This is a genomic window from Fenollaria massiliensis (assembly GCF_023347705.1).
Classification (GTDB): Bacteria; Bacillota; Clostridia; order Tissierellales; family Peptoniphilaceae; genus Fenollaria; species Fenollaria massiliensis.
Genome location: NZ_CP096649.1, coordinates 1,433,207 through 1,457,704 on the forward strand (window position 1 = coordinate 1,433,207; position 24,498 = coordinate 1,457,704).

Genomic DNA, 24,498 nt, shown 5'->3' on the forward strand with positions numbered 1-24,498 from the left:
ATTGAAGAACCTCGCCCATAAATGGCCGAGAACCTTTACGCTATGCGTTGTGCAGAATTTTTTGGAGTGGCCGTAAGTTTAATCAAATCGACGTTCACTTCGTTCCGTCTCTTTGTAAACTCTGGCATAAGGCATGCATAGCCAATCGAACATCGCTAGCACTCGTTCTCTTGGTGCATGGACTTAACTGTACAAATGTACTCGAGCATTGCTTTGTACTTGCACAATACAAATTTCGCAGATAAAGCGAGATGATTGGACGAAGTGGACTGACGAATCAAGCGGAGCGTACACGAAGTACGTGAGCATTGATGAGGAAAGAACGAGTTCAAGGGCTCGCTTTAGCGCGAAATAAAGAAATAGCTTGTAACAAACTGTTACAAGCTATTATGCATATAATTAATTATTAATCAATATCGGTAACACTATCGACAAGATCATCACAATACTAAGTACTAGTGCGAATGTTCTTGCGAGTGATTTACTCTTTCTCCATTTGCGTTTTAATTTACTCATATTCTCCTCTTTCCTCTATATCATGTATTATTTCTATTTATCACAGAGAATATTATACTATGTTTATAAAATTTGTCAAGGCTTTTTACAAAATATTTTCGTAAAACTAATATTTTTTACAAATAAACAAGTTTTATGAGTTTCATGTAATTATAGTCAACGATAACATTATAGTAGCCTGCTAGGTACTCGTTTGTCGAATCGTCGCCTGTATCTGCAAGCAAATTGCCGCCTGCTATGCTGTTTAATTTTGATTGTGTTGCTATGACTATGATATTTTCCTTGCCTACTTCTCTAATTACTCTAGAAGAAAACTGTTGATTGCCACGACCGAAGATGTAGCCTTGGCCGCCAATGATGGTAACGATAATTTTTCTCTTAGGATATTTTTTTAGTGCCTCATAAATTTCACTCTCGCTCGCATCTTTTTTGATAAGTTTCTTATTATATACAAGATCGACGCCAAGTAGCGAATTTTCAAGGCCTAGAAGATTCATAACCGGGCGAATGGTTGAGCCACTTCCGACTATATATAGCGTATCGTCCTTCATTTCATCAACAACGAATTGAGCGATGGATTCAAGATCTGCGTTTTCTGATGCACTTTGAGGGCTCTTACCCACTTGCATCATCTTTCCCTTGTTAACTACATTTAGTGCGCCATATAGTTTTACGTTTAAAATCTCTTTTCTGAATGCATCCTCATCTATATCCATGACCTCTGACTCGATTATTTCGTAGGATTCGTCTAATATAAAGGCTCTGATGACTTCTGAAGCTGATTTTGGCGAAACGCCAAAAACTGAGCTATGCATCTTAGTTCCAGCAGGTATGCCTATCACGGGCTTTGTTAGGCCCACTGCGTCGTAAACATCACGAGCTGTGCCGTCTCCCCCTGCAAATACAATCATATCAACGTCTTTCTTAAGTATCTCTTTTAAAGCATTTTTCGTATCTTCAGCCGTTGTATCAGCATCTGTCTCGTAAACGACTTCATAATTTAGTCCAAGCTTTTTCATCTCGTCCTCACCAAGCCTATGATTTCCTGTAAAAACCTTGAACTCGTCCTTTATATCAAGTAGGTGACTAAAAGCTTCTTCGCATCTTAGATGTGCTTTTTCACTCGCGCCACGCTTTATCGCTTCTTCATATATAGCCTCGCCGTCCGAGCCCTTTAGTGCAACGGAGCCGCCGACGCCAGCCTTTGGATTAACAATTAAACCTATCGTCTTCACTGTAAACCACCTCTCCATTTTTTATCGTATAAATAACTTTTCCTTTTAATTTTTCACCTAAGAATGGTGAATTTTGCGACTTAGATGAAGATTTTTCATATATAAATTCTTTATTTATATCAAAAATTACTAAATCAGCCTTAGATCCGACCTTTATACTGCCCTCTTCAAGCCCATAAAGCCTTGCTGGATTAATAGTAAGCATCTTAATAATTTTTATTAAATCAATGCCATGCTTGTGGTGAAGCTCACTTATTGCAAGTGGTAGAGCTGTTTCAAGACCTATGATGCCGCTCGGAGCACTAAAGAAATCCTTAGCCTTTTCCTCAGCTGCATGAGGCGCATGATCAGTCGCAATTATGTCTATGGTGCCGTCTTTGATAGCTTCTATGATAGCTTCTCTATCGGCAGCCGTCCTTAAAGGAGGATTCATTTTTGCTAAAGTGCCGTGTTTCTCAACAGCCTCCTCTGTTAATGTAAAATGATGAGGAGTGACCTCGGCAAATATTTTATCCGTATATTTTTTATAATTTCTAATAATTTCTAGTGAATCGGCTGATGATATATGTTGGAAGTTTAATTTTGAGACCGCTTTTACTGCTAGATACGCATCACGCGCCACCATAACAGCCTCGGCAATGGCTGGAGCAGTTTCATTTTTGCCCGCTTTTTTTATGAAGAACGGATCTTCTTCGTGTAAACTGATTGGTGCATCGTATTTTTTGGCTTCGATTAGAGCGTCATACAAAAGTTTCGCCTTCATTATAGGCTTGCCATCATCAGTAAAACCGATTGCGCCTGCCTTATGAAGTGCATCCATATCAACAAGTTCTTCGCCAAGCATACCCTTAGTAACTGTAGCGTTTTGATAAATGGATATGCCTAAATTTTTTGATCTATTTAAAATATCTTCAAGTATCTCAGCACTATCAACAACAGGTTTTGTGTTTGCCATAAGAAGCACAGCTGTGTAGCCGCCTCGCTTTGCAGCCGCTGCTCCAGTAGCTAAATCTTCTTTATAAGTTTGACCTGGGTCTCTGAAGTGAACGTGTGTATCAATAAGGCCATGTGAAATGTATAAACCATTGCCATCGATCACGCAAGCATCATCACTATCTATATGCTCTTCAATCGCAGTAACTACGCCATTTGCAACAAGCATATCGACCTTAGTAATACTATCATTAATTGTATCAATAAAATTAATATTTTTAATTAACATATAAACCTCCATAACGATTTTTATATTTATACCCAAAATTGATGAATTTTTTGCCCATATATGCTATAATATAAAAAAAGGAGGAATTACAATGGCAGAAAAAATTTCATGGCTAAATCTTTCAAACGATGTGCTTGAAAACATCACAAGCTACAACGAAGAGTACAAAGACTTTTTAAGTAAAGCAAAAACTGAAAGACTAGCTGTTAAAAAAATCATTCGCATGGCTGAAGCTAACGGCTTTAAAGATGCAGAAAAGCTTATTGAAAAAGGCACTAAAATTAAAAAGGGCGATAAACTTTATTTTAACAACAAAGAAAAATCAGTTTTATTATTCGTTATAGGCGAAAAGAAATTGGAAGATGGTATGAGAGTTGTTGGCGCTCACATTGACAGCCCAAGACTTGACCTTAAACAAAATCCATTATACGAAGCAAGTGAACTTGCCTTTTTAAAGACTCACTACTACGGCGGAGTTAAGAAGTACCAATGGACTACTATCCCTCTAGCACTTCATGGCGTTGTTTATACAAAAGATTTAAAGAAGGTTGAAATTTCAATCGGTGAAGACGATGACGATCCAGTATTCACTATAACTGACCTACTTATTCACCTATCACGTGAACAAATGCAAAAGAAACTTGCTGAAGGCATACTTGGTGAACAATTAAACGTACTTATAGGCACTATACCACTAGAAAGTGAAGACGATGATAAGTCTAATCGTGTTAAAGCTAATGTTATGAGAATCATAAAAGAAAAATACGGCATCGAAGAAGAAGACTTTAAAGTTGCCGAAATCGAAGTAGTTCCAGCAGGAAAGGCTCGTGACCTAGGTATTGATAGATCCATGATATTCAGCTACGGTCAAGATGACAGAGTTTGCGCATTCGCAGGACTTAAGGGCATACTCGACATGAAAGACAATAAATACACAGCTCTAGCTATGTTTATGGATAAGGAAGAAGTTGGCTCACAAGGTAACACTGGTATGGCAAGCTATGTTCTTGAAAACGCTTTACACGAACTAGCTGCACTTGAAGGTGATTACTCAGCTCTAACAGTTAGAAGATGCTTAAAGAACTCCTGGGTACTTTCAGCTGACGTAACAGCTGGCTACGATCCAAACTTTGATTCAGTTTATGAAAAGACTAACTCAGCAGTTTTAGGCGGCGGTATCGCAATCGCTAAATACACAGGCTCAGGCGGAAAAGGCGGATGTAACGATGCAAACGCAGAATTCTTAAGAGATGTAAGAGATATATTTGACAAAGCAGGCGTTGCTTGGCAAACAGGCGAACTTGGTAGAGTTGATGCAGGCGGCGGCGGAACTATAGCTTACCTTTTAAGCAAGTACGGCGCAGAAGTAGTTGACTGCGGTACAGCAGTTTTAAACATGCACGCACCAAACGAAATCACATCAAAGTTTGACACATACATGTCATACAAAGCATACAAAGCATTTTTTGAATAAAATACATGAAGCACCTTGATTGGTGCTTCTTTTACATATTTTGAACGCGAGGAAAATTATGAAAGATTATGAAATAATACACGAAAAATATTTAATAAGCAATTATTTAAGCGATTTAGGCATTAAAAACGTGATGAGCCTTAAGCCCATAAACATAAAAGGAAATGAAAACTACTTTGCTTATGAGCTTCCAAAAATTTTGCATCACATTGGCCTTGATTATAAAAGCATAAATGTGACACGCCAAGTGCACTCCAATAACATCGCCATAGCTCATGATAATGGCATAAATTTTTATGACGATACCGATGGACTTATTGGAGCAAAAGGCGACGTACTCGTGATTAAGAGCGCAGATTGCCTACCAGTAATAGTCTACGATTGTGTAAATAAACGCATCGCAGCCGTTCACTCCGGCTGGAAAGGCACAGCGAACTCCATAGTAAAAGAAGCAATTCAAAAAATGATGGGACTTGGTTCAAGAACAGAAGATTTAAAAATTTATGTCGGACCACATATACAAAAAAATTCATTTGAAGTGAAAAGCGATGTAAAAAATGTTTTCGAAAAGAATTTTTATTATGAGGATATTATTTTTAAAAAAGATGAAACGCATTATTTGATAGATTTAGGACAAGTAGTGAAATGTGATGCAATGAGCCTCGGTGTTAAAGAAGAAAATATATACATTTCAAGCGTAGACACAGTCACAGACCAGCACTTCCACTCATATAGACGCGACAAAAAAGATTATGGACTTATGTATACATTGGTTTGTATATAAAAATATTTGATATAATGCCCGCGATTATGATACAATATTCGCGGGCAAAATTATGCAAAAATCAATGCTAGCTAATTAAATTTAGCTAGCATTTTATTTTTTCTACAAATTAAAAACGTCTATATCAAGCCATTCTATAAATTCATTCAAGTAAATGGCGCAATTTCATTCAAGTGTTCGGCATAAAAAAGAGCAGCCTAAACTGCTCTATAATATTTTCCAATTAATCTGTTAAGTTTTTTATCCACTTCTTTGATATTACTCTTGGTAGTCCTATGCAAGCCTTGGCTACTTCTTCGCAGCATGCCATCAAATACACAAAGTGTAGCGGTAATTTAAATGCTACTGAGCCTAAAAATGACATTGGCACTCCAATTAGCCAAACGCAGCTCATCTCTAAAAGCATTGAGTATCTTGTGTCTCCACCGCCTCTAAATATGCCGACTACAAGGGTCGAGTTATGTGTTTTAACGAAAAGTATTAATCCCATGGCTATAAATAAATTTGATGCGATTGCTTTTGACTCGGCTGTGATATTTGGAAACATCACAAAGAAAGTATCTCTAAATATTATCATCAATGCGCCAAGTATAACGCCTGTTAGTGCTGATAACTGCAAAAGCCATGTGCCGTATTTGTATGCTTTTTCTTCATCTCCTGCGCCAATGTAGTTACCGACTATAACCGTGCATGCGCCTGCTAAGCCTCTAGCTAGAACGAAGAATATATTTTGTACTGTCATACCTATCTGCAAGGCTGTAACGCTTCTTGTGCCAAGCTTTGCGTATGCAATTTGGTAGACGATTTGGCCTAGTGACCAGAATGTTTCGTTTATAATAACTGGTCCGGCTGTCATTATATACATTTTTTTAAAATGGCTGTCGAATGTCACGAAGTCTTTTATTTTGCCTGTTAGTGGTCCTCTATGTTTTTTAAGTGCTATATATAAAACTGCAAATTCTAATATACGTGCAAATATTGTACCTAAAGCGCCACCCGCTACGCCCATGGCTGGAAAACCAAGTTTACCAAATATAAATACATAGTTAAAGAAGGCGTTTCCAAAAAAGGCGATGGTTGAGGCAACTAGAGGCGTCTTTGCATTGCCAATGCTTCTCATCGATACTGAGTAAATGAAGTTTACCGCTGTTAGTATGTATGAGAATGAAACTACTCTAAGATAAGTAACTCCATAAGGTATAACGTTTGGGTCTTGTGTAAAGATTTTCATAAGTTGTTCTGGTATCAGTAGCGCAAGTACTGTAAATACGCTTGAAACTATAACTGCTAGTATTAGCGCCATACCATGTGATCTTCTCACACCTTGGTAGTCTTCTTTGCCGTAGAACTGAGCTATCATCGCTGAGGTTCCTGTCGCTATACCAAAGCAAATTAGTGTCATGAAGAAGAAAATTTGGTTTGCAAGTCCAACAGCTGATATCGCATAGTCGCCAAGTGATGATATCATCGTTGTATCTAGTGTATTAAGTACACTTGCGAGCAAATTTTGAAGTGCAACTGGCACTGCAAGGCTATATACTAATTTTAAAAATCTTTTGTCATTAAACATAGCTCGTAAATTTTTCATTTAACTCATCCTTTCAATTTTTTCATTTTATCACTAAGAGAGAAACTTGTCAAGATGTTTCGCCTTGCGAATGGAGATATTATTTTTAAATATTTATATATTCTTAAAAAATATATTTGCAAAGAAAAAAGAGCCTGGCTAAGGCTCCTATTTCACACTAATTACAAAATAACTATTTTTCTTCCATCACTAGTATTTCTTCATCAGCTTCGTTTTTTGCGTCTTCAACAGCTGCTTCGTAAGCTTTGTAAACTTTTTCTTCGATGTCAGCTCTTGTTTCAGTGTTGATTGGGTGAGCTATGTCTCTGTAAGTACCGTTAGGTACTTTTCTTGAAGGCATTGCGATGAATAAACCTTCTCTTCCTTCAATAACTTTGATGTCATGAACAACAAAAGCGTTATCAAAAGTAACAGAAGCTGTTGCCTTTAAGTTTAAACCGTCCTTTTCAACAAGTCTTACTCTTACGTCTGTAATTGTCATTTTCCCATCCTCCTAGTTTAGCTAAAAATTGCTTGATTTTTCTCATAATATATATTATGATAAGTATATAAGCAAAATTATAAATTAGCTTATATATATATTATACTAAAGAGTTGAAATAATTTCAAGTACTTTTTTCATATTTAGGAGGAAATATGGGCTTTTTTTTGAAAAAACACAATATTGACAATATATTTTTTATAGGAATAGGTGGTATCGGTATGAGTGGTCTTGCCGAATTACTTATTTCTGAGGGATGTAAAGTTAAAGGAACTGATACTGGCGAGTCACAAATCATAGAAAGACTTAAAAAAATGGGCGCCGTTGTATACAATAAACACGAGGCAAAAAATGTTGAATCATCAAAGGTAGTTGTTTACACAGACGCGATACGTCCAGACAATCCAGAGCTTTTAAGAGCAAAGGAGCTTGGTTTAGAAATTTATGACAGGGCAAGCTTTTTAGGTGAAGTGATGAAGCTCTTCCCTAACTCAGTTTGCGTTTCAGGCACTCACGGTAAAACTACTACAACATCGATGATTGCCTCGATCACAACGCATACTCAGATGGATCCAACCATACTTTTAGGTGGTGAACTTGATGAGATTGGCGGCAATATAAGGATTGGTAAAGGTAATATCATCATCAGCGAGGCATGTGAATACAAGGCAAATATTTTAAAATACAATCCTACCATGGCCATGATTTTAAATATTGACGAGGACCACTTGGACTTTTATAAAAATATTGATGACATAATCGCTACTTTCAAAAAATATGCCGACGACGTTCCATCAACTGGCTATGTAGTATATAATAAGGATGACGAACATGTTCTTGAAGCGATAAAAGATGTTACAGCTAAGACTATCAGCTTCGGTGTTGACTCTGATGCTGACTACAAGGCTGAAAACATCACTTATGATGAGAACGGCTGCGCTAATTTTGATCTTATTCATAACAATAAAATAACTGAGATTAAATTAAGTGTTTTAGGTAAGCATAACGTTTATAATGCGCTTGCTGCCATCGCTATGGCGAATACTTATGGCGCATCACTTGAAGATATTAAAAAATATATACTTCTTTACGCTGGTGTTCACAGAAGGATCGAGACTAAGGGCTACATCGGAAGCGTTCGTATCATAGATGACTACGCTCATCACCCAACTGAGATCATGGCGACTCTTGAAGCCGTTAAAAAGATGGCTAAAGGCAGAATCATCACCATATTCCAGCCACATACCTTCACTAGAACGCAAAAACTTCTACAAGGCTTTGCTGAAGCGTTTAAAAGAAGCGATGTTACCATCATCACTGACATATATGCTGCCAGAGAAAAAGATACTAAGCTTGTTCACTCGAAAGATTTGATCAATTCGATGAAGGAGCACGGCTACGATGCTATGTATATCTCAAAATTTGAAGACATAGAAAACTATCTTCTTGATAATTTGAGGGAAAACGACATCATCTTAACTGTCGGCGCAGGTAATATTTATAAGCTTGGTGAAGATTTATTAAAAATTAAAGATAAACAATAATATTTATTATAATGGAAGATTTTTTAAGCACACATCAATTTGTGTGCTTTTTCATGTTTATATTGATAAAATTACAATAAATTTAATGAAACTATAAAATTTTCTTATAATACTTATAAAATATTTTCATCGCTGAAACGATGTATTTTATTTACACTTTAGCAGGTTTATGTTACAATATAAATACAAAATTAAAAGGAGGAAAAAATATGCTTAATACATATTTAGCATTCGAGTTAGAGCCTATAATCAAAGCGATTAACAGTGTATTGTGGTCAAAATTTTTGATGTATGCACTTTTAGCTCTAGGTATTTTTTATACTGTTTATCTAGGTTTTCCACAGATCACTAAGATAGGCTTAGCATTTAAATACGCTTTTGGCGGAATGTTTAAGAAAAAAGAAAAATCCAAAGACGGCGAGGTAGAAGTAAACTCATTTCAAGCGCTTGCTACAGCGATAGCTGCTCAAGTTGGTACTGGTAACATAGGTGGTGTAGCGACAGCTGTTGCATCTGGTGGACCGGGCGCAATTTTCTGGATGTGGGTTTCAGGTATACTTGGTATGTCAACTATATTTGCCGAAGCAGTTCTTGCGCAATTGTACAGAGAAGAAAGAGATGGCGAGCCTGTGGGCGGTCCTTCATACTACATTTCCAAAGGACTTAATTCAAAAGTATTAGCAGCAATATTCTCAATCACTATAATTTTAGCACTTGGCTTTGTTGGTAACATGGTTCAATCAAACTCAATCTCTCTTGCAATGTCAAATGCAATAAATGTTAACTCACTATACATCGGTATTGCTCTTGCAGTTCTTGTTGGTTTTGTTATTATGGGCGGACTTAAGAGAATCACTACTATGGCGGAGCTTGTAGTTCCTTTCATGGCTGTTATCTACATCATCGGTTCAGGCTTTATACTATATGTATACAGACACCACTTAGGATTAGTTTTTTCAGGCGTATTCAGAGAAGCCTTCTCAACTCAAGCAGTTGTAGGTGGTATGGCTGGTACAGTTATGAAAGAAGCTATCAAAAACGGTGTTGCTAGAGGACTTTTCTCAAACGAAGCTGGTATGGGTTCAACACCACATGCTCACGCAACTGCAAAGGTTAAAGACCCTTGCATGCAAGGCTTTGTAGCGATGGCAGGCGTTGTTGTTGATACTATCATTATCTGCTCAATAACAGCTCTTATCGTTTTAGCTACAGACGCTCACATGTCAGGAGCAAAATCAGTTGCCATCACACAATACGCATTTAGCGCAGCCTTTGGCGAGCCAGGATCAATATTCCTAGCAGTTTCACTAATGTTCTTCGCTTTCACAACTATAGTTGGTTGGTACATGTTTGGCGAAATGAACATCCGCTACTTATTCAAAGGCAAAACAGCCATCAACGTATATAGAGTTTTAGTACTTATATGCATAGTAGTTGGCTCAGTGTTTGGTGCATCAATCATTTGGGACCTTGCCGATACATTCAACGGTTTCATGGTTATCCCGAACCTTATCGCCCTATTCTTACTTGCACCACAAGTTAAGAAAGCTTATAAAAACTATTTAAATAGAAAAAAAGCTGGCGAATTAGATTAAATTATATACTTAGCTCTCACTTAATTGATGAGAGCTTTTTTATTGCTTTTGATGCGGCACTCATTGTCTCATTAAGACAATAACTGTTGACAAATAATGCATATTCTGTTATACTAATAATAGATAAGGGAGGTAGGAGGGGTATTTTGAATATATTTTTAAAAATTAGTATAGTTATTTTATTTGGAGTGATAGGTGCAAAAATCGCGAGAAGGCTGAATCTGCCAAACGTTACAGGCTACATAGTCATGGGTCTACTACTTGGCCCATCATTTTTAAATCTTGTAACGCCTGAAGCAGCGCCCATCATTTCCTTTGTAAATGAGTTCGCTCTAGGCATCATCGCCTTTGCCATAGAAGATATACTTGGCGACATGAGTAAACCGGGCGTTGGACTTATGTTTGTGATGCCGGTTGATAGAGTCGTTGGCTGGACTAAGTAAATATTTTAAGAAAGACAAAGCTCTCACAAATTAGTGAGAGCTTTTTTGCGTAAATATTTATTTTTAAGTTTATAATTTATTATTCGTCAAAATTTGCCTTTAGTAAAGCATCTACACTGTCGTAGCCTTTGCAGTCAAGCTCAGTCATGCTAGCAGTATAATCGCCTTTTGAGTCAATGACAAGGACTTTGTTTTCCTTATCAAGCTTGTATTTAAAAGCAAAGATGCTGCTTAAATAATCTATGTCAAAGTAAAGAGTCTCGCCAAAGACCTTTGTTTCTTCAGGCGCGTGCTTCTTGTAAGAAAAACTTCTAAGACCTTCGTCGTCACCATCAAAAGCGTAGCTGATATTGTATTTTTCGTTGTAAGTCAAAGCAAACTCCATGCTTCCAGGGTAGACACCGTAGATGATTTCGTCGTCATTAACTAGTTTTGAGTAGTCAGTAACTTCGTCTAAAGCCTTGTCGTCAGCATATTCGCCACTCTTCCAAGCGCGAGCCATGATCTTGTTAATTCCAGATGTGCTAAATAGTCTTTCGTTAATATTCTCTACGTAGCCGTAGTCTTCGCCGTCAACACTTACAGCGTAGTCAATACAGTCAAATACATCTACTCTTTCTTTACCTGTCTCTTCTTCTTTTTTTTCTTCGCCTATAGGTTTCTTTGTAGGCTCCTCCTTGTCATTTCCTCCACACGATACCATAAACATAGATAAAGCGAGTAAAATTAATAATATTTTCTTCATATAAACCTCCTAAACAAGTTTATTATAAGCCTTCTTTTGAAGATCATCAAGCCTTTCCTTGTTCCCTTTCGCCATGGATCCAGTAAATGGCACTTCATAAAGCAATTTTGCTCCTAGATGTACTAAGTTAATGTTCGCCTTGCTGCTTTTGTAATCCACAGTGAAGTCATTAATCTCGTCCCAAGGCATAAGAACAAAATTTCCCTTCACAGTGTTTGAAATTTCCTTCTCATATATGCCCTTCTCATTAAAGTACAACACAAAAGACCTCGCACCGTCCATAGTGTAATACAATCTACTCAAAAATAATTTTAATAAACTCCTTTTGAAGTCATTGCGTTTTAGGGCAAATAGATAATTCTTATCGTCATTAAAATCTTCCTTGACCTTGTCCGCGATTTCACTCGCAGTATTCATTAAAAGACCCACGTCTATACCTCCTATTTAAAAATAAATACTTCCTTGATGTCCTTGCCTAAGACCTTGCAGATCTTGTAGGCAGTCTCAAGACTTGGACTGATAGTTCCCGCCTCATACGCCATGATGGATCTCCTCTTTAAGTCCACCGCCTTGGCAAGCCTGTGCTGCGAAAGGCCTTGCTCCTTTCTAAATTCAGCGATTCTGTTTTCGATTATAACATCCAAACTATCACCCCTTATAATTATGGTTACATTTATAGTACTAAATATGTTACATTTATAGTACCATAATCATAAATCTTTGTCAATAGTTTTTTTATAAAAATAAAAAAGTGACCTAGTATAAACTAAGTCACTATAATTATAATTTTGAATGTCCGATTTTTATTTTTTTATTTAAAACTAATCAGTTCATTCTCTTTCAGTTCATAATAAACTATCGATTGCTTCTCTCCAAGCTGATTCGTCCACGAGTCATAATCTACACGAATTTTCTTAAATCCAAGCTTTTCGTAAACGTGCTGAGCTCTTTTATTATTTAAATTTGTCGTTAGAAATATGGTCTTCGCACCCATTTTGAAAAGCTCTTTTATGAACAAAGTAAGTATTACTCGTCCAAGACCTTTCTCTTGATAAGAGGCATCACATATCTTTATACCTATCTCGCATCTATCATCAGAAAATTCATAATTCATCTCGCCGATGGCCTTGCCTTTGTACTCAATCATCAAAACTCTATGCTGATCAGTGTAATTTTTTATCTGCTCTTTGATTCTCTCTTCATTAGTATTCACTCCGTTTGGAAAGCCCGCGTGAGCCATGACAGAGCCGTCGTTCCACCAAGATGCAAGCTGAGCCGCATCAGACTCTTCTGCGTTTCTAATTAAAATGTCTTTGTAAATTATATTCATTTGTAAGTTTACTCCTTGATTTATAGATTCTTCTTGTAATATATAAATTATACCACGAAAGCACTCAAATGTAAAGAAAAGTGACCTAGTATAAACTAAGTCACCGTGATTATGGTTTTGAATGTCCGATTTTTATTTCAGAAAAATGCCATTATGGAACTACTTCTAAATACGATTTGTTTAAAGCTAAGCTAAATACCTGAGAATTACTCTCCACTCACTCACCAAGTCATCCAGCCTATACCTTGCATTAGCTGGACTTGTCGATGGCAGCTTCACGCCCTCAAGTTTTAGCTCCTTCTCGTGATACTTTTTATAATATTTATATGAAGTGCTTCCATTAAGAAAAACTTCCTTAATGTCCGCGTCTTTAATAATGCCCTTTAAATCCGATGGCACGACATTTTTTATGCTTGCATCACTTGAGCCAACTATATCACATTGGTAAATGGAGTCATAGAGCGCAATTTTGTGCCTCGATAAAAAATCTTTGCGCTCATCAATATCATCACTTAACTCTTCATTAAATAAAACTTCCATCACGCTCCAAAACCTATTTTGCGGATGGCCATAAAAGAAGCCATATTCACGAGTCTTGACAGATGGAAATGATCCAAGAATTAGAATTTTTGAGTCGTGCGTATAAAAAGGCTTAAGCGGATGAATTATAGTCTCATAAATTTCTTGTGGCATAAAATTATCACCTCTATATTAAAGAAGGCAAATATATTTATTTAGTCTTCTTATAATTTATTTTACTCAGCACTTAAGGCTTCAACTGGGTCTTTCTTAGCTGCTATGCTTGACGGTATAAGTCCTGCTATCAAGCTAAGTACAACTGATATTGCGATCAAGATAAGTGCTGCTTCTTTTGGAAGTGCAGAGCCAATAGTAGCTATACCCGTTGCCTTAACCATGATCCTTGTTATAAATATATTTAAAAATGAGCTTATGCCGACACCTATGAGCCCTGAAAGCAAGCCTATAATTAAAGTTTCTGACATAAAAACTTTGTAGATATCGCCCTTACTTGCACCAATCGCCCTTAGTATACCAATCTCTTTTGTTCTTTCGAAGACGGATATATATGTGATGATGCCTATCATTATAGATGAAACAATAAGCGAGACGCCTACAAAGGCTATCAAAACGTATGATATGGCTGCAAGTATGTCTGTGATGGACTTTGCGATGGAGCCAATAAGGTCATTAAAGTTTAACTTTTGTGCACTCTTCTTGCCTTCATTGTATTCATTAATAAGCTTTTTAACCTTATCTCTATTTTCAAACTCATCCACATATATTGATATCTTCGATGGATTATTTTCATCGATATAACCAAGATTTTCAAGATTTTTCTTATAAGAATAGTCTTTCAAAAATTCATCATAAACGTCTAAGTAGTCTTTGTCTTTGCCTTTATTAAGCATATAGTTTAGCATGGCCCTATCGTTTGTCTCTCTTGTCTTAGGAGCATCTGGTGCTATAGCATTCATGGCCGCATTGAGTGCTTGCATCTCTACTAGCATCTCTTTCTTATTTTGCAGCATCCACGCGTTAAAGCCGGTAAGGCTCTCATCTGGCAAATTTTTTAGATAGTCTTTTGCCTGATCTATCTTTTCTTTTTCAGTATCAGCCTTAAATTTAAGTCCATTTAAAACATTTATGTCTTTATTTTCTAATTGTTTTTTAATAATTTCTTGCTCTGAAACATATTTAATCATCGCATCAGTAAATTTACTGCTATAGGCAAGCGGTGTTTGGCTTATATTGGAGTCGTTGTCAATCTTTTTCCTTGCAATACCAGCTATATGCATGCTGATAGCAGAGTCTATAAGCTTTTCTTTCTTCTCTTCATCATCCTTTATGCTAATGTAGCTAGCATCCTTCTTTTCATAATAGTCTGATGGAGTGACTACCTTGTACTCATGACCGATGATTTCCTTTGGGTCAATCTCAACTTTTTTTATGTCAACCTTTTTATTATCTTCCATATCAGACAATATTTTCTTGTATTCTTCCGAGTCTAAAAAGCCTAGCTCGTAGAAATTACTTCTTAAAATTTGATTATTATAATCAGTAAATAATACTAATTCGTCCTCTTTTTCAGGCCACTTGCCCTCGATTAGCTCGTATTCGTCTAAAACCATAGGCGAGATATTGCCCTCTTTATCACTAATAATCTGAGAAAAATTGTCATTGCTCTTTGATGCTGATAAACTAAAAAATTGATTAAAGCCAAAGCCGCTCTTCTTTTCAAAATCAGAGCCATCAGTATTAATCACTTTGCCCTTAGCATCCTTTGTATAAATGTCAAAGCCGCCATCATAAGCGTAAGAAATAAAGTGCTTGCCAACCTTTTCGTCTAGCTCCGCTTCATTCTTATCTAGATAGTCTTTGAACGAGGCAAGGTCATTCTCATAGCCGCTGCCTGATATCTTTGACATATTTGTAAGACCGATGTCATTTGAGCTAAGTTTTGATCTATCTGTAGTTTTTGAAACGTTGTTATCAAGCTTTGTAAGACTAGATAGGTCGATGGATTTGCTCTCAATATCGATTGGGAAAGACTTCAAAGCATTCCTTTGATTGTCAGCAATGTAGTCACTTGCACCATTTGATATAGATATGATGAGGGCAATCCCGATGATGCCGATGGAGCCAGCAAAAGCTGTTAGAAGCGTTCTTGCTTTTTTACTCAAAAGGTTGTTAAAAGATAGTCCTAGAGCCGTTCTTAACTTAAGAGCTATCTTTGAAATTTTAAAGCTGTCGCCCTTTTCTTCCGCTTCATAAGGATCCGTGTTAGAAATTATCCTGCCGTCCTTTATACCGATTATCCTTGTCGAATACTCTTCCGCCAATCTTTTGTTGTGCGTAACCATGATGACAAGCTTATCCTTAGCAAGCTCCTTTAGTAAATTCATTATAGATATAGATGTTTCGCTGTCAAGAGCACCCGTTGGTTCGTCCGCAAGTATAATTTGCGGATCATTAACCAAGGCCCTAGCTATAGCTACCCTTTGCATTTGACCGCCAGATAAGGCACTCGGCCTTTTGTGTATGTGCTCCTTTAGGCCGACCCTTTCAAGAGCTTTTATAGCCCTTTCTTCAGCGTCGCCGGTGTTTTTATTCGATAGTGTCAATGATAGTTTTACATTGTCAAGTATACTTTGATGATTGATTAAGTTGTATGATTGAAAGATAAAGCCTATCCTAACGTTTCTGTAATAGTCCCAGTCCTTGTCCGAAAACTTCTTCGTAGATCTGCCATCGATTACAAGGTCACCCTCATCATAACGCATAAGACCTCCAACTATATTTAAAAGAGTTGTCTTGCCTCCACCCGACTCACCAAGTATAGAAACAAATTCACTCTCTCTAAACGAAATCGATACATTGTCCAAAGCCCTTTGCGAAAAGCCTTCAGTATGATATATTTTTGATATATTTTTAAGTTCTAACATATTTACTCCCTTCTTATACTTATTACCCAATAGCCACTTTTGATAAATATATGTTTTCATAAGCATAGATAAAAGGCAAACGAGACAAATAAAGCCCTCCTTACCACTAAAGTAAAGAGGGTTCTTTGATAAATTTTCCTTTTTTTCCTAAAAAATAAAATAGCAAGTCTCAGGCGCAATTATGCGCTACTATTTAATATTGTGCTTAGCCATCTTTTCCTTGAAAATATCAGTGATGATGCTCCTAAGCTCTTCCCTTTCCTTTTCAGGCAAATCGCCTTCAAGCTTAGCAATAGCGTATAAATCAGGATGCTCCTTAGCTATCTTCTCAATAGTTTTACTAGTCGCGTGCTTCCTAACGAAAAATGGTATCTTCTTAATCCAGCCCTCTGGCAATAGCGCAACAATCTTATCTGCCGCTTCCTTGTCGCTAATCTCAGCAGTAGATAGGCCTTTTTCTATTTGTTTTTGTTCTTTTTCAGTAAAATCTTTAATATCCATATTTACCTCCTAATTTATATCTTATAGCTAGTGTATTTTTTACTTAATTTATATACCCAAATTTATAAGAAATGCATAAAAAAGTTTCTGAATATAAAATATTTATTAAATATGGTAATAGTTTGGCAATAAGAAAAGTGACTTAAAACTAACTAAGTCACCTTGATTATGGTATTGACTTATTCGAAATTTTCGAATAAGTCAGCCTATTTCTGAAAAATGCTATTATGGCAATAATTCTAAATAGGATTTATTTACTATTTAATTTTTTCTTTCACAAGCCCACTAAAAGTAAAGAAAAAGTGACCTAGTATAACCAAGTCACTTCTATCTCTATTTAGTTTTCTTTTTTTGTAATTTTGATGCCACAAAAAATATAAGCATTCCAAAGACTGCTGCGAGTATGATTGCTCCACCCGGCTTTACATCGTAGTAGAAGCTTGCTGTGATGCCACTTAGCATATAAACAAGTCCTAAAACTATGGTGATGATTAGCGTCTTCTTGTATGAGCGAGCAAGTATCAGTGTTGTAGCAACTGGAAGCACTACTAGCGATGTAAGCATAAGTGCTCCAACTAATTTTACCGCCATGGCGATGGTGATCGCGCTTAGTAGTGTAAATGCTGCGTTTACGCGTCTTACCTTAACTCCTGAGAGTCTCGCTGTGTTTGGATCTATGGCGATGGCAAGGAGTCCTGCGTACTCTTTGATGCTTGCAAATACTACAAAAACAAAGACTACTAGTGAATTAATCACGTCCTGCATCGATACTGAGGCGATACTACCAAATAGGTATGAATCAAATGATGTTCCTCCCGGAGCGAAGTCCGATAGTATCGAGGCTACTCCAAGGCCTATACTCATGATGATGGCTGTTGCCATGTCGCCGTATTGAGGGAATTTATGGCGAATGATCTCGATTAAGAAGGCTGCTACAACACATATTGCTAGCATACCTATAAGCGGGTCGAAACCAAGTATTAGTCCCATACCAACGCCTGCTAGTGCTGAGTGTGATAGAGCGTCTCCTATCATCGAAGTTTTTCTATTTACCATAACCACGCCGATGGCTGGTACCATGATTGATAAAAAGAAGGCAACTACTAGCGCCTTTCTCATAAATGCGTACTCTAGCATGATTTTTCCTCCTTTTTCATCTCTAATTGATATAGACCTGCGTCTTTTATCTCGTATGTTGCGTCTAATTTAGCGTATTTCATTAGCTCGTCTAGGTCATGCGTTACTAAAACTATGCTTGTGCCTTTATCGTCGTTCAAAGTTTGTATTGTTTTTAAGAAGGAAATTCTACTTTCTTCGTCGACTCCGGCTGTTGGCTCATCTAGTATTAATAGTTTTGGATTGTTTAGCATGGCCCTCGCTATCATGGTTCTTTGCTGTAAGCCGCCTGATAACTCGTTTACGGGTTTGTTCTTGTACTCGATTAGACCTAAATACTCTAAAATCTCATCTACTTTTTTATAGTGTTTTTTGCGCGGGAACTTAAAAAATCCAAATTCCTCGTAAAGGTTCAAAACCACCATCTCCCTAACGGTGATGGGGAAGCTAACCTTGCTAACAACACTCATTTGTGGTACATATCCTATATCCTTATAGCTTTTGTATGAGGCTATAGGTTTTTCTAAAATTTCTACCGATCCCCTTTGTGGTTTAAGCTCTCCTAGCAAATTCTTGATGAAGGTTGATTTACCGCTACCGTTCGCTCCAACTATGGCGATGAAATCACCCATCTCAAGCTCTAAATTTATATCCGAGAGAACTTTGTGATCAAGGTATGAAAAGTCTAAATTTTTTATGCTAATTGCTTTCATTTTGTAATTTCATCTCCTCATATAGATTCGTTAGATTCATCTTCATCAAGTCGATGTAGTCCATCTCATCAATCGTTTGACCCGGGATTATAAACTCCATACTAGCTAGTGGACTTATGTGCGCACCAGCTATCTCCTCAGATATAACCTTGGCAATGGCTGTCGGCGCACCGTACTCATAAAATATCGTCTTGATATGACCTTTCTTTGCATAGTCAATGGCCCTGACCATGCTTCTAATGCTTGGCTCACTCATCGATGTAAGGCCTTGAAGTGGGTACTGAGTTAGTTTAAAGTCTCTCGCAAGATAAGCAAAAGCGTAGTGCATTACGATAAACTCCCTCTTATCAAGCTCTTGAAATTTGTCACGAAACTCAGTTTGTAAAAGAGTTAGCGTGTCAACCGCCTTAAACCTTCTCATATCAATCATTGCCGCCTTCTTAGGCACTAAATTACTTATCTCTCTAGCAATAGTGTTGAGATAAGTCTTTGCATTGTTGATAGATAGCCAAGAGTGCGGATCATAAGTGATCTTGTCAACTTTTTGTGAGCTGCCTCTTAAAATCTCCTCACCCTTCATCGGATTGTCCTTCATATCGACAAATTCAAATGAAAGAATATCCTCAGGAAGCCTGTCAGTATAAACAATCCATTTGCCAGTCTCAGGCAAAACATAATTAAGCTCACCCGATTCGTGACGCATCTTTATCCTATAGACCTTGCCATCCTCAACATTAAGCTGCGTCTCTTGGCGAACGATGTCGCCCTCAACATTCATAATCTTACGGCCTTCCTTGATAAGTTCATCCTCACTCATGCTTCCGTCGTCTCTCTTAAACGCTATACGCAAGTAATCCTCGTGAGTGTGGCCAAAAAGCATGTTGTTCCTTTTTTCCTTGTAATCAAATCTCGTCATGAGCTGAAAATCACCGATGGCTGCTGCACCAGTGTATGAGATCAGGTCAACATTGTCAGATAAAGTCAAAATCTTTAAATTAGGGAGATTCTCCTTAATCTTGTCAACCCATCTCTCCATGTTAGCTCCATTAACAATCAAAAGATCAGCCTTAGCTAGCCTTTTGATGTCCTTTGCAGATGGCTCCCAGCTGTGAACCGTAGCAGACGTTGGCATAAAGCTCTTTACGACTACATCGTCCTGAGCGACCATCTTCGTAAGCTTATATATAGGAAAAAAAGAAGTATAAACCAAAGGTTTCTCCCCGGTCATACCTCTTTCTTCTATAGCGTTATCACATGAAAAAAATGTTATTGATACAAGGAGTAAACATAGGAATAATAATTTTCTCCTCATATTAATGAAATTACTCAGTTAATTCTTCAGCAATGTCTTGGCTGTCTACAGATGTTCTGATGTATGTTGGGAACCACTTGCTGTCTTGGTCCTTAATATCATCTAAGTTATCAGTATATCTTGTGTGATAGTGAGCTAAGTGCTCTTCGCCGTGGATTTGCATTAAAGCCATATACTTCTTAACATCCTTAGAATCAGTTTCAAATACAAACCAATTTAAAGTTTTGTTTCCGTGAGGTACTTCGATAGTGTCAACTAATTTGTATTCAGCCTTAGCAATCTCCTTGCCTTCACCGATCTTGCCATCATAGAAAGTGATAGTGTCTCCTTCAACGTGTAGACCCTTGTAGTCAGTTGCTCTTCTTTCTTCGATACCCTTGATGTAGTCATCAGCTGAGATACCCTCTTCCTTAGCCTTATTTTCTATAGCTTCCTTAACAACAGGATCATCATAGAAAGCGTTGATAGAGTTCCAGTCACCAGCCCACATCTCTAAAGTAACATCTTCAGAAGGAGCTTCAGTCTTTTCCTCAGACTTATCTTCAGCTTGTTCTTCAGTCTTTTCCTCAGTAGTGTCAGCAGCTGCTTCAGTCTTTGGTTCTTCCTTAGCAGGCTCTTCGTTCTTCTTACAAGCAAACATCATAGATGAAACTAAAGTAAGAGCTAGAGCTAGCGTTAAAAATCTTTTTGCGTTTTTCATTAAAAAACCTCCTAATAAATTTCTTATTGTGATCAGCGCCTTTATACCCGCGCCGACCAATAGAGATATTAGCACACGCTACGTCCTTTGTCAATAGCCTACACCCCACAAAAAACAATACATTCACCACATTTTCTTATAAACAATTCTTTATATTAATGCAAATTAATATTTTCTAATAAAGCAATGTTCAGACCCGTTAGCTCCCACTAATATATCTACATATCTTCATATGTTCGCTATTTTTCAATATTTATCACGATTAGACATATTAAAAAAATTATAAAATTTATTATTTATTATTAAAATATTTATAATAATGTAGCTGCTTAAATAAAATTTTGAACAAAAAAGAAGAAGGCAATTTACCTTCTTCTGATAATTTTAATTTATAATCGCTATTTTAATTTCGCAAATAAAATTCATTAAGATCAAATTAAATTTTCTAAACATAATTTTTTGGAGCAAATGCGATGATTATTCAAAATTTATCAAGATCAAAATATATTTATCCATACAGAATTTAGCGAAGAAAATTGATTCATAAGGCGAAGCAAACGAGCGACCGACATCGTACTAACGGGTACGTTGAGGGAGGAAGCGAGCGCGCTAGCCAAATTGGATAGAGATCAAATTAAATTTACACACAAAATTTTTTGGAGCAAATGCGATGATTGGGCGAAGTGGACTGACGAAGCAAGCGCAGCGTACTAATGGTACGTGAGCATTGCTAAGGAAGGAACTAGCCCAAGGGCGCATTTGAACAAAAAATTATTTTCTTAAGCTATTATATATCTCACTCGCAAATATCCCCAATACCTCTTTCTTCAGTTCTGCATTATCAAGTAGCATTGTGAAGAAATCTTGGTTCTGGTCGAGACCTTCTATGAGAGCGTTGTCTATACTCGAGAAATACGGTAGCAAAAACTCTTCTTCGCTGTTGTTTTGTGCTTTTTTCTTGAGCTCTTCAGACTTCATCATGATGTCCTTTATCTGAAGAGCGGCTTTAGCTGCGACACCTACGTCAAATTCCTTACCAAGACTTGAGTTTATCCTTTGAATGATCTCGGATAATCTTTCAAGCTTATCGATTGGAATATTCAGTTCATTCGCTATAGCAAGCTTAACAACCGGATCAGAGAATTTTGTTCCAGCCACATAAGTTTCGCCCTTCTCTTGAACAAAGTTTGATGCACGAATCATACCCTTCAAATCAACACGTCTAGAGCCGCCACTATGCACATATTTCAAGAAATATGATACAAATACAAATAGCTTGTGAACCTCCTCATCCTTAAACGAAGAAACTTGAATAAGATATTCATAAAATTTTTTAAAACTTCTCATCGCCCTGATAAATTCGTAAATATCGTCCTCACTTAAAGTTTTCATCTTTTCAAGAGTCTTCTTAATCAAACCATAGACGTAAGATTCATCACGCTTAGTGACAGCTTTTTTGCTCTTCTTGAAAATAAATTCATTAAATTCATCTATATCAGTAGGATTTATAACATAGTAGCCAAAAATTTTGTTATATAAATTATATATGTGTGCCGGAGTTAAATCGTCCGCAAGTAAAGTAGTAGTGTAATACGGGGCAAATGATTCTTTCATCTCATCATAAGTATTAACAAAGTCCAAAACAAATACATGCTTGTCAAATGGCGGACAAACCCTGTTTAGTCTCGATAGCGTCTGAACCGCGCTAACCCCTTTTAGCTTTTTCATCACATACATCGCCGATAATTTATTTTGATCAAAACCAGTTTGATACTTGTTCGCGACAATCATCACATTGTAGCGATCAGTATCAAACTCCCTCGCAAGATTCTTCTCACTTATACCATTCATCGACACTTCAGTATACTCTTGCCCGTCCAAAGATACCTTTCCCGAGAAAGCAACCACAGCCGTAAGGTCCTTGTAGCCCTTCTTTGTAATATATTCAGAAAAAGCCTTCTTGTACTTAACAGCCGCTTCCCTCGATCTCGTCACCACCATCGCCTTAGCCTTGCCGCCAAGACCACTCATAACATTATTTCTAAAGTGCTCAATAATTAGCTCAACCCTTTGAGTAATGTTAGTCTCGTGCAAATCAATAAAGCGTGCGATCTGCCTCTTAGCACTCTTAGTCGATAGCTGTGGATCGTCCTCAATGTCCTTGTTGATGCGATATAGCGTCTTATAAGTAGTGAAATTTTGTAAAACATCCAAGATAAAGCCCTCTTCAATCGCTTGCTTCATCGAGTAAAGATGAAAAGCCTCATATTGACCGTGAGAGTTCAACTCTCCAAACATACGCAAAGTCTGAGCCTTAGGAGTCGCAGTAAACGCAAACATCGATACATTCGCCTGCTTGCCACTCTTTTGTATAACCCCGTTGATAAAATCCCCTTCGTCCATGTACTCCTCATCATCAGATCCCAAAGTTCTACTTAGATCCTGCATGTTCTTACCCGAAGTCGATGAGTGAGCCTCGTCAATGATAACCGCAAAAGTTTTTTCCTTAAGATTCTTTAGTTCATCCACAACATAAGGGAATTTTTGTATAGTAGTCGCGATAATCTTCGTATTCGCCTTTAAAGCGTCCTTCAAATCAGCCGAAGTCGATCCATCGCCCAAAACCTTAATAAGTCCCCTCTCGTGATCAAGATTTAAAACCGCCTCCTGAAGCTGCCTGTCAACAATAACCCTGTCAGTTACAATCACACAAGAGTCATAAATTTGCTTGTCATCAGCATCATGAAACGAAGCCAGCCTGTGAGCAAGCCACGCGATAGAGTTAGTCTTTCCCGAGCCAGCACTGTGCTCGATAAGGTAGTTCTTCTCACACTTAAACTCATAAACATCCCTTAGAATCCTTCTGATCAAGTCAAGTTGATGATACCTTGGGAATATGATAGCCTCCTTCTTAGTAATCTCCCCAGTAAAATTATTTATCTCTTCCTTTTTTTGAATAAAAATAAATTTAGATAATAGCTCCAAAACACTGTCCTTCGTTAATATGTCCTCCCACATATAGTAGACAGAGTCCTTCTCATAAGAGATCGGGTTACCAGCGCCAGAGTTAATCCCTTCACCGCGTCCCATGTTAAAAGGCATAAAGAAAGTTTTGTCCCCCTCAAGCTTAGTCGTCATGTAAACCTCACTCGTGTCCATGGCAAAGTTCACTATCGCACCCGCCTTCCATAGGAATAACCTTGCCTTCGGATCACGCTCGTAGCGATACTGGCTAATCGCGTCATTAAAGTTTTGACCCGAGGCCTCACTTTTTAGTTCAAAAGTAAATATCGCAAAGCCATTGAGAAATATAACAAGGTCCACACGCTCATCATCGTTCGCCCAAACCTCCTCAGCCACAGAGAAGATGTTTTTCTCGTACTTTTCCACGAGCTCCTTGTTAAAATCAGTCGCCGGCTTAGTATACATAAACCTTAGCTTGCGATTTGATATCTCAATACCGTGCTTTAAAACGTGAAGCAAAGAGCTGCCCCTTTTAGTAATCTCCTTGTTAATGAAATTGATAAGAGTTTCTTCAAAATCAGTTTTGTAAATCTTTCTAAGCTCATCAATGGTCTCCCCTTGCGTTTCGCTTAAAAAGCGGAAGAGAAGCTCCTTGTCCATGGCAAATTGCCTGTCAAAATTTTTATTTTTTCTCTCAATATAGCCCCTCTTTACAAGCTCATCGATAAATTGTCTTTGAAAGCCACTTTTTTCATCGTAAAGACTTTTCAT

Annotated in this window: 21 protein-coding genes; 5 read left to right on the top strand and 16 right to left on the bottom strand. The window is 37.4% G+C overall.

Going from position 1 to position 24,498, the window contains the following annotated elements; all coding sequences use genetic code 11:
- Positions 1–632 precede the first annotated feature (632 nt).
- Both M1R53_RS06895 and M1R53_RS06900 read right to left on the bottom strand, forming a co-directional pair.
- Positions 633–1,751 carry an ATP-NAD kinase family protein gene (locus M1R53_RS06895; protein ID WP_249242498.1) on the bottom strand — a complete coding sequence of 373 codons (1,119 nt, stop codon included), beginning with the start codon at positions 1,749–1,751 and terminating at the stop codon, positions 633–635.
- Entirely contained in the window at positions 1,726–2,973 is a 1,248-nt protein-coding gene (locus M1R53_RS06900; RefSeq protein ID WP_249242499.1) for a dihydroorotase, read from the bottom strand. Before M1R53_RS06900 ends, M1R53_RS06895 begins: the two co-directional genes overlap by 26 nt.
- 91 nt (positions 2,974–3,064) lie before the next feature.
- Here M1R53_RS06900 and M1R53_RS06905 point away from each other — a divergent pair, with 91 nt between their 5' ends.
- Positions 3,065–4,447 carry an aminopeptidase gene (locus M1R53_RS06905; protein WP_249242500.1) on the top strand — a complete coding sequence of 461 codons (1,383 nt, stop codon included), beginning with the start codon at positions 3,065–3,067 and terminating at the stop codon, positions 4,445–4,447.
- Positions 4,448–4,505: 58 nt separating this feature from the next.
- Positions 4,506–5,231: a peptidoglycan editing factor PgeF gene (pgeF, locus tag M1R53_RS06910; protein WP_249242501.1), complete on the top strand. Its 726-nt coding sequence runs from the start codon at positions 4,506–4,508 to the stop codon at positions 5,229–5,231.
- Between the two features lie 223 nt (positions 5,232–5,454).
- Here pgeF and M1R53_RS06915 read toward each other — a convergent pair whose 3' ends face one another.
- Both M1R53_RS06915 and spoVG read right to left on the bottom strand, forming a co-directional pair.
- A complete protein-coding gene (locus tag M1R53_RS06915; protein ID WP_249242502.1) occupies positions 5,455–6,819 on the bottom strand; it encodes an MATE family efflux transporter in 1,365 nt (454 codons plus the stop codon).
- A gap of 172 nt (positions 6,820–6,991) precedes the next feature.
- On the bottom strand, positions 6,992–7,300 hold the full coding sequence (gene spoVG, locus M1R53_RS06920) for a septation regulator SpoVG (RefSeq protein ID WP_019214841.1): 309 nt from the start codon (positions 7,298–7,300) through the stop codon (positions 6,992–6,994).
- Between the two features lie 155 nt (positions 7,301–7,455).
- On the opposite strand from spoVG, the gene murC reads away from it, so the two are divergent.
- From murC to M1R53_RS06935, 3 genes are all read left to right on the top strand, one after another.
- Positions 7,456–8,844, top strand: coding sequence for a UDP-N-acetylmuramate--L-alanine ligase (gene murC / locus M1R53_RS06925; protein ID WP_085839917.1), 1,389 nt, complete (start codon positions 7,456–7,458; stop codon positions 8,842–8,844).
- A gap of 209 nt (positions 8,845–9,053) precedes the next feature.
- On the top strand, positions 9,054–10,439 hold the full coding sequence (locus tag M1R53_RS06930; protein ID WP_249242503.1) for an alanine/glycine:cation symporter family protein: 1,386 nt from the start codon (positions 9,054–9,056) through the stop codon (positions 10,437–10,439).
- A 146-nt stretch (positions 10,440–10,585) separates the two neighbouring features.
- Positions 10,586–10,882: a cation:proton antiporter domain-containing protein gene (locus M1R53_RS06935; RefSeq protein ID WP_106018459.1), complete on the top strand. Its 297-nt coding sequence runs from the start codon at positions 10,586–10,588 to the stop codon at positions 10,880–10,882.
- A 79-nt stretch (positions 10,883–10,961) separates the two neighbouring features.
- Here the strand turns inward: M1R53_RS06935 and M1R53_RS06940 are convergent, their stop codons facing one another.
- The 12 genes from M1R53_RS06940 to M1R53_RS06995 form a co-directional block, all read right to left on the bottom strand.
- On the bottom strand, positions 10,962–11,627 hold the full coding sequence (locus tag M1R53_RS06940; protein WP_249242504.1) for a hypothetical protein: 666 nt from the start codon (positions 11,625–11,627) through the stop codon (positions 10,962–10,964).
- Between the two features lie 9 nt (positions 11,628–11,636).
- Positions 11,637–12,056, bottom strand: coding sequence for a histidine kinase (locus tag M1R53_RS06945; protein ID WP_249242505.1), 420 nt, complete (start codon positions 12,054–12,056; stop codon positions 11,637–11,639).
- An 11-nt stretch (positions 12,057–12,067) separates the two neighbouring features.
- A complete protein-coding gene (locus M1R53_RS06950; protein ID WP_019214835.1) occupies positions 12,068–12,271 on the bottom strand; it encodes a helix-turn-helix transcriptional regulator in 204 nt (67 codons plus the stop codon).
- A gap of 167 nt (positions 12,272–12,438) precedes the next feature.
- On the bottom strand, positions 12,439–12,957 hold the full coding sequence (locus M1R53_RS06955) for a GNAT family N-acetyltransferase (protein ID WP_249242506.1): 519 nt from the start codon (positions 12,955–12,957) through the stop codon (positions 12,439–12,441).
- Between the two features lie 186 nt (positions 12,958–13,143).
- Positions 13,144–13,650 (bottom strand): DNA-deoxyinosine glycosylase, encoded by a 507-nt coding sequence (locus tag M1R53_RS06960; RefSeq protein WP_249242507.1) that lies wholly within the window; start codon positions 13,648–13,650, stop codon positions 13,144–13,146.
- Between the two features lie 62 nt (positions 13,651–13,712).
- Complete coding sequence (locus tag M1R53_RS06965; protein ID WP_249242508.1) at positions 13,713–16,421, bottom strand: ABC transporter ATP-binding protein/permease; 2,709 nt, start codon at positions 16,419–16,421, stop codon at positions 13,713–13,715.
- Between the two features lie 189 nt (positions 16,422–16,610).
- The gene (locus tag M1R53_RS06970) at positions 16,611–16,922 is read right to left on the bottom strand and encodes a hypothetical protein (RefSeq protein WP_106018454.1); all 312 of its coding nucleotides are present in this window, start codon (positions 16,920–16,922) and stop codon (positions 16,611–16,613) included.
- Between the two features lie 333 nt (positions 16,923–17,255).
- Complete coding sequence (locus tag M1R53_RS06975; RefSeq protein ID WP_249242509.1) at positions 17,256–18,059, bottom strand: metal ABC transporter permease; 804 nt, start codon at positions 18,057–18,059, stop codon at positions 17,256–17,258.
- A complete protein-coding gene (locus M1R53_RS06980; RefSeq protein ID WP_019214830.1) occupies positions 18,053–18,751 on the bottom strand; it encodes a metal ABC transporter ATP-binding protein in 699 nt (232 codons plus the stop codon). Before M1R53_RS06980 ends, M1R53_RS06975 begins: the two co-directional genes overlap by 7 nt.
- On the bottom strand, positions 18,738–19,961 hold the full coding sequence (locus M1R53_RS06985) for a metal ABC transporter solute-binding protein, Zn/Mn family (RefSeq protein WP_249242510.1): 1,224 nt from the start codon (positions 19,959–19,961) through the stop codon (positions 18,738–18,740). Before M1R53_RS06985 ends, M1R53_RS06980 begins: the two co-directional genes overlap by 14 nt.
- 112 nt (positions 19,962–20,073) lie before the next feature.
- The gene (locus M1R53_RS06990; RefSeq protein ID WP_249242511.1) at positions 20,074–20,763 is read right to left on the bottom strand and encodes a ZinT/AdcA family metal-binding protein; all 690 of its coding nucleotides are present in this window, start codon (positions 20,761–20,763) and stop codon (positions 20,074–20,076) included.
- A 771-nt stretch (positions 20,764–21,534) separates the two neighbouring features.
- Complete coding sequence (locus tag M1R53_RS06995) at positions 21,535–24,498, bottom strand: type I restriction endonuclease subunit R (protein WP_249242512.1); 2,964 nt, start codon at positions 24,496–24,498, stop codon at positions 21,535–21,537.

Coding starts and splice junctions, on each gene's coding strand:
- M1R53_RS06915 (WP_249242502.1), bottom strand. CDS start 6,819: ATGAAAAATTTACGAGCTATGTTTAATGACAAAAGATTTTTAAAATTA.
- M1R53_RS06970 (WP_106018454.1), bottom strand. CDS start 16,922: ATGGATATTAAAGATTTTACTGAAAAAGAACAAAAACAAATAGAAAAA.
- M1R53_RS06990 (WP_249242511.1), bottom strand. CDS start 20,763: ATGAAAAACGCAAAAAGATTTTTAACGCTAGCTCTAGCTCTTACTTTA.
- M1R53_RS06940 (WP_249242504.1), bottom strand. CDS start 11,627: ATGAAGAAAATATTATTAATTTTACTCGCTTTATCTATGTTTATGGTA.
- pgeF (WP_249242501.1), top strand. CDS start 4,506: ATGAAAGATTATGAAATAATACACGAAAAATATTTAATAAGCAATTAT.
- M1R53_RS06930 (WP_249242503.1), top strand. CDS start 9,054: ATGCTTAATACATATTTAGCATTCGAGTTAGAGCCTATAATCAAAGCG.
- M1R53_RS06955 (WP_249242506.1), bottom strand. CDS start 12,957: ATGAATATAATTTACAAAGACATTTTAATTAGAAACGCAGAAGAGTCT.
- M1R53_RS06980 (WP_019214830.1), bottom strand. CDS start 18,751: ATGAAAGCAATTAGCATAAAAAATTTAGACTTTTCATACCTTGATCAC.
- murC (WP_085839917.1), top strand. CDS start 7,456: ATGGGCTTTTTTTTGAAAAAACACAATATTGACAATATATTTTTTATA.
- M1R53_RS06960 (WP_249242507.1), bottom strand. CDS start 13,650: ATGCCACAAGAAATTTATGAGACTATAATTCATCCGCTTAAGCCTTTT.
- spoVG (WP_019214841.1), bottom strand. CDS start 7,300: ATGACAATTACAGACGTAAGAGTAAGACTTGTTGAAAAGGACGGTTTA.
- M1R53_RS06905 (WP_249242500.1), top strand. CDS start 3,065: ATGGCAGAAAAAATTTCATGGCTAAATCTTTCAAACGATGTGCTTGAA.
- M1R53_RS06975 (WP_249242509.1), bottom strand. CDS start 18,059: ATGCTAGAGTACGCATTTATGAGAAAGGCGCTAGTAGTTGCCTTCTTT.
- M1R53_RS06965 (WP_249242508.1), bottom strand. CDS start 16,421: ATGTTAGAACTTAAAAATATATCAAAAATATATCATACTGAAGGCTTT.
- M1R53_RS06995 (WP_249242512.1), bottom strand. CDS start 24,498: ATGAAAAGTCTTTACGATGAAAAAAGTGGCTTTCAAAGACAATTTATC.
- M1R53_RS06900 (WP_249242499.1), bottom strand. CDS start 2,973: ATGTTAATTAAAAATATTAATTTTATTGATACAATTAATGATAGTATT.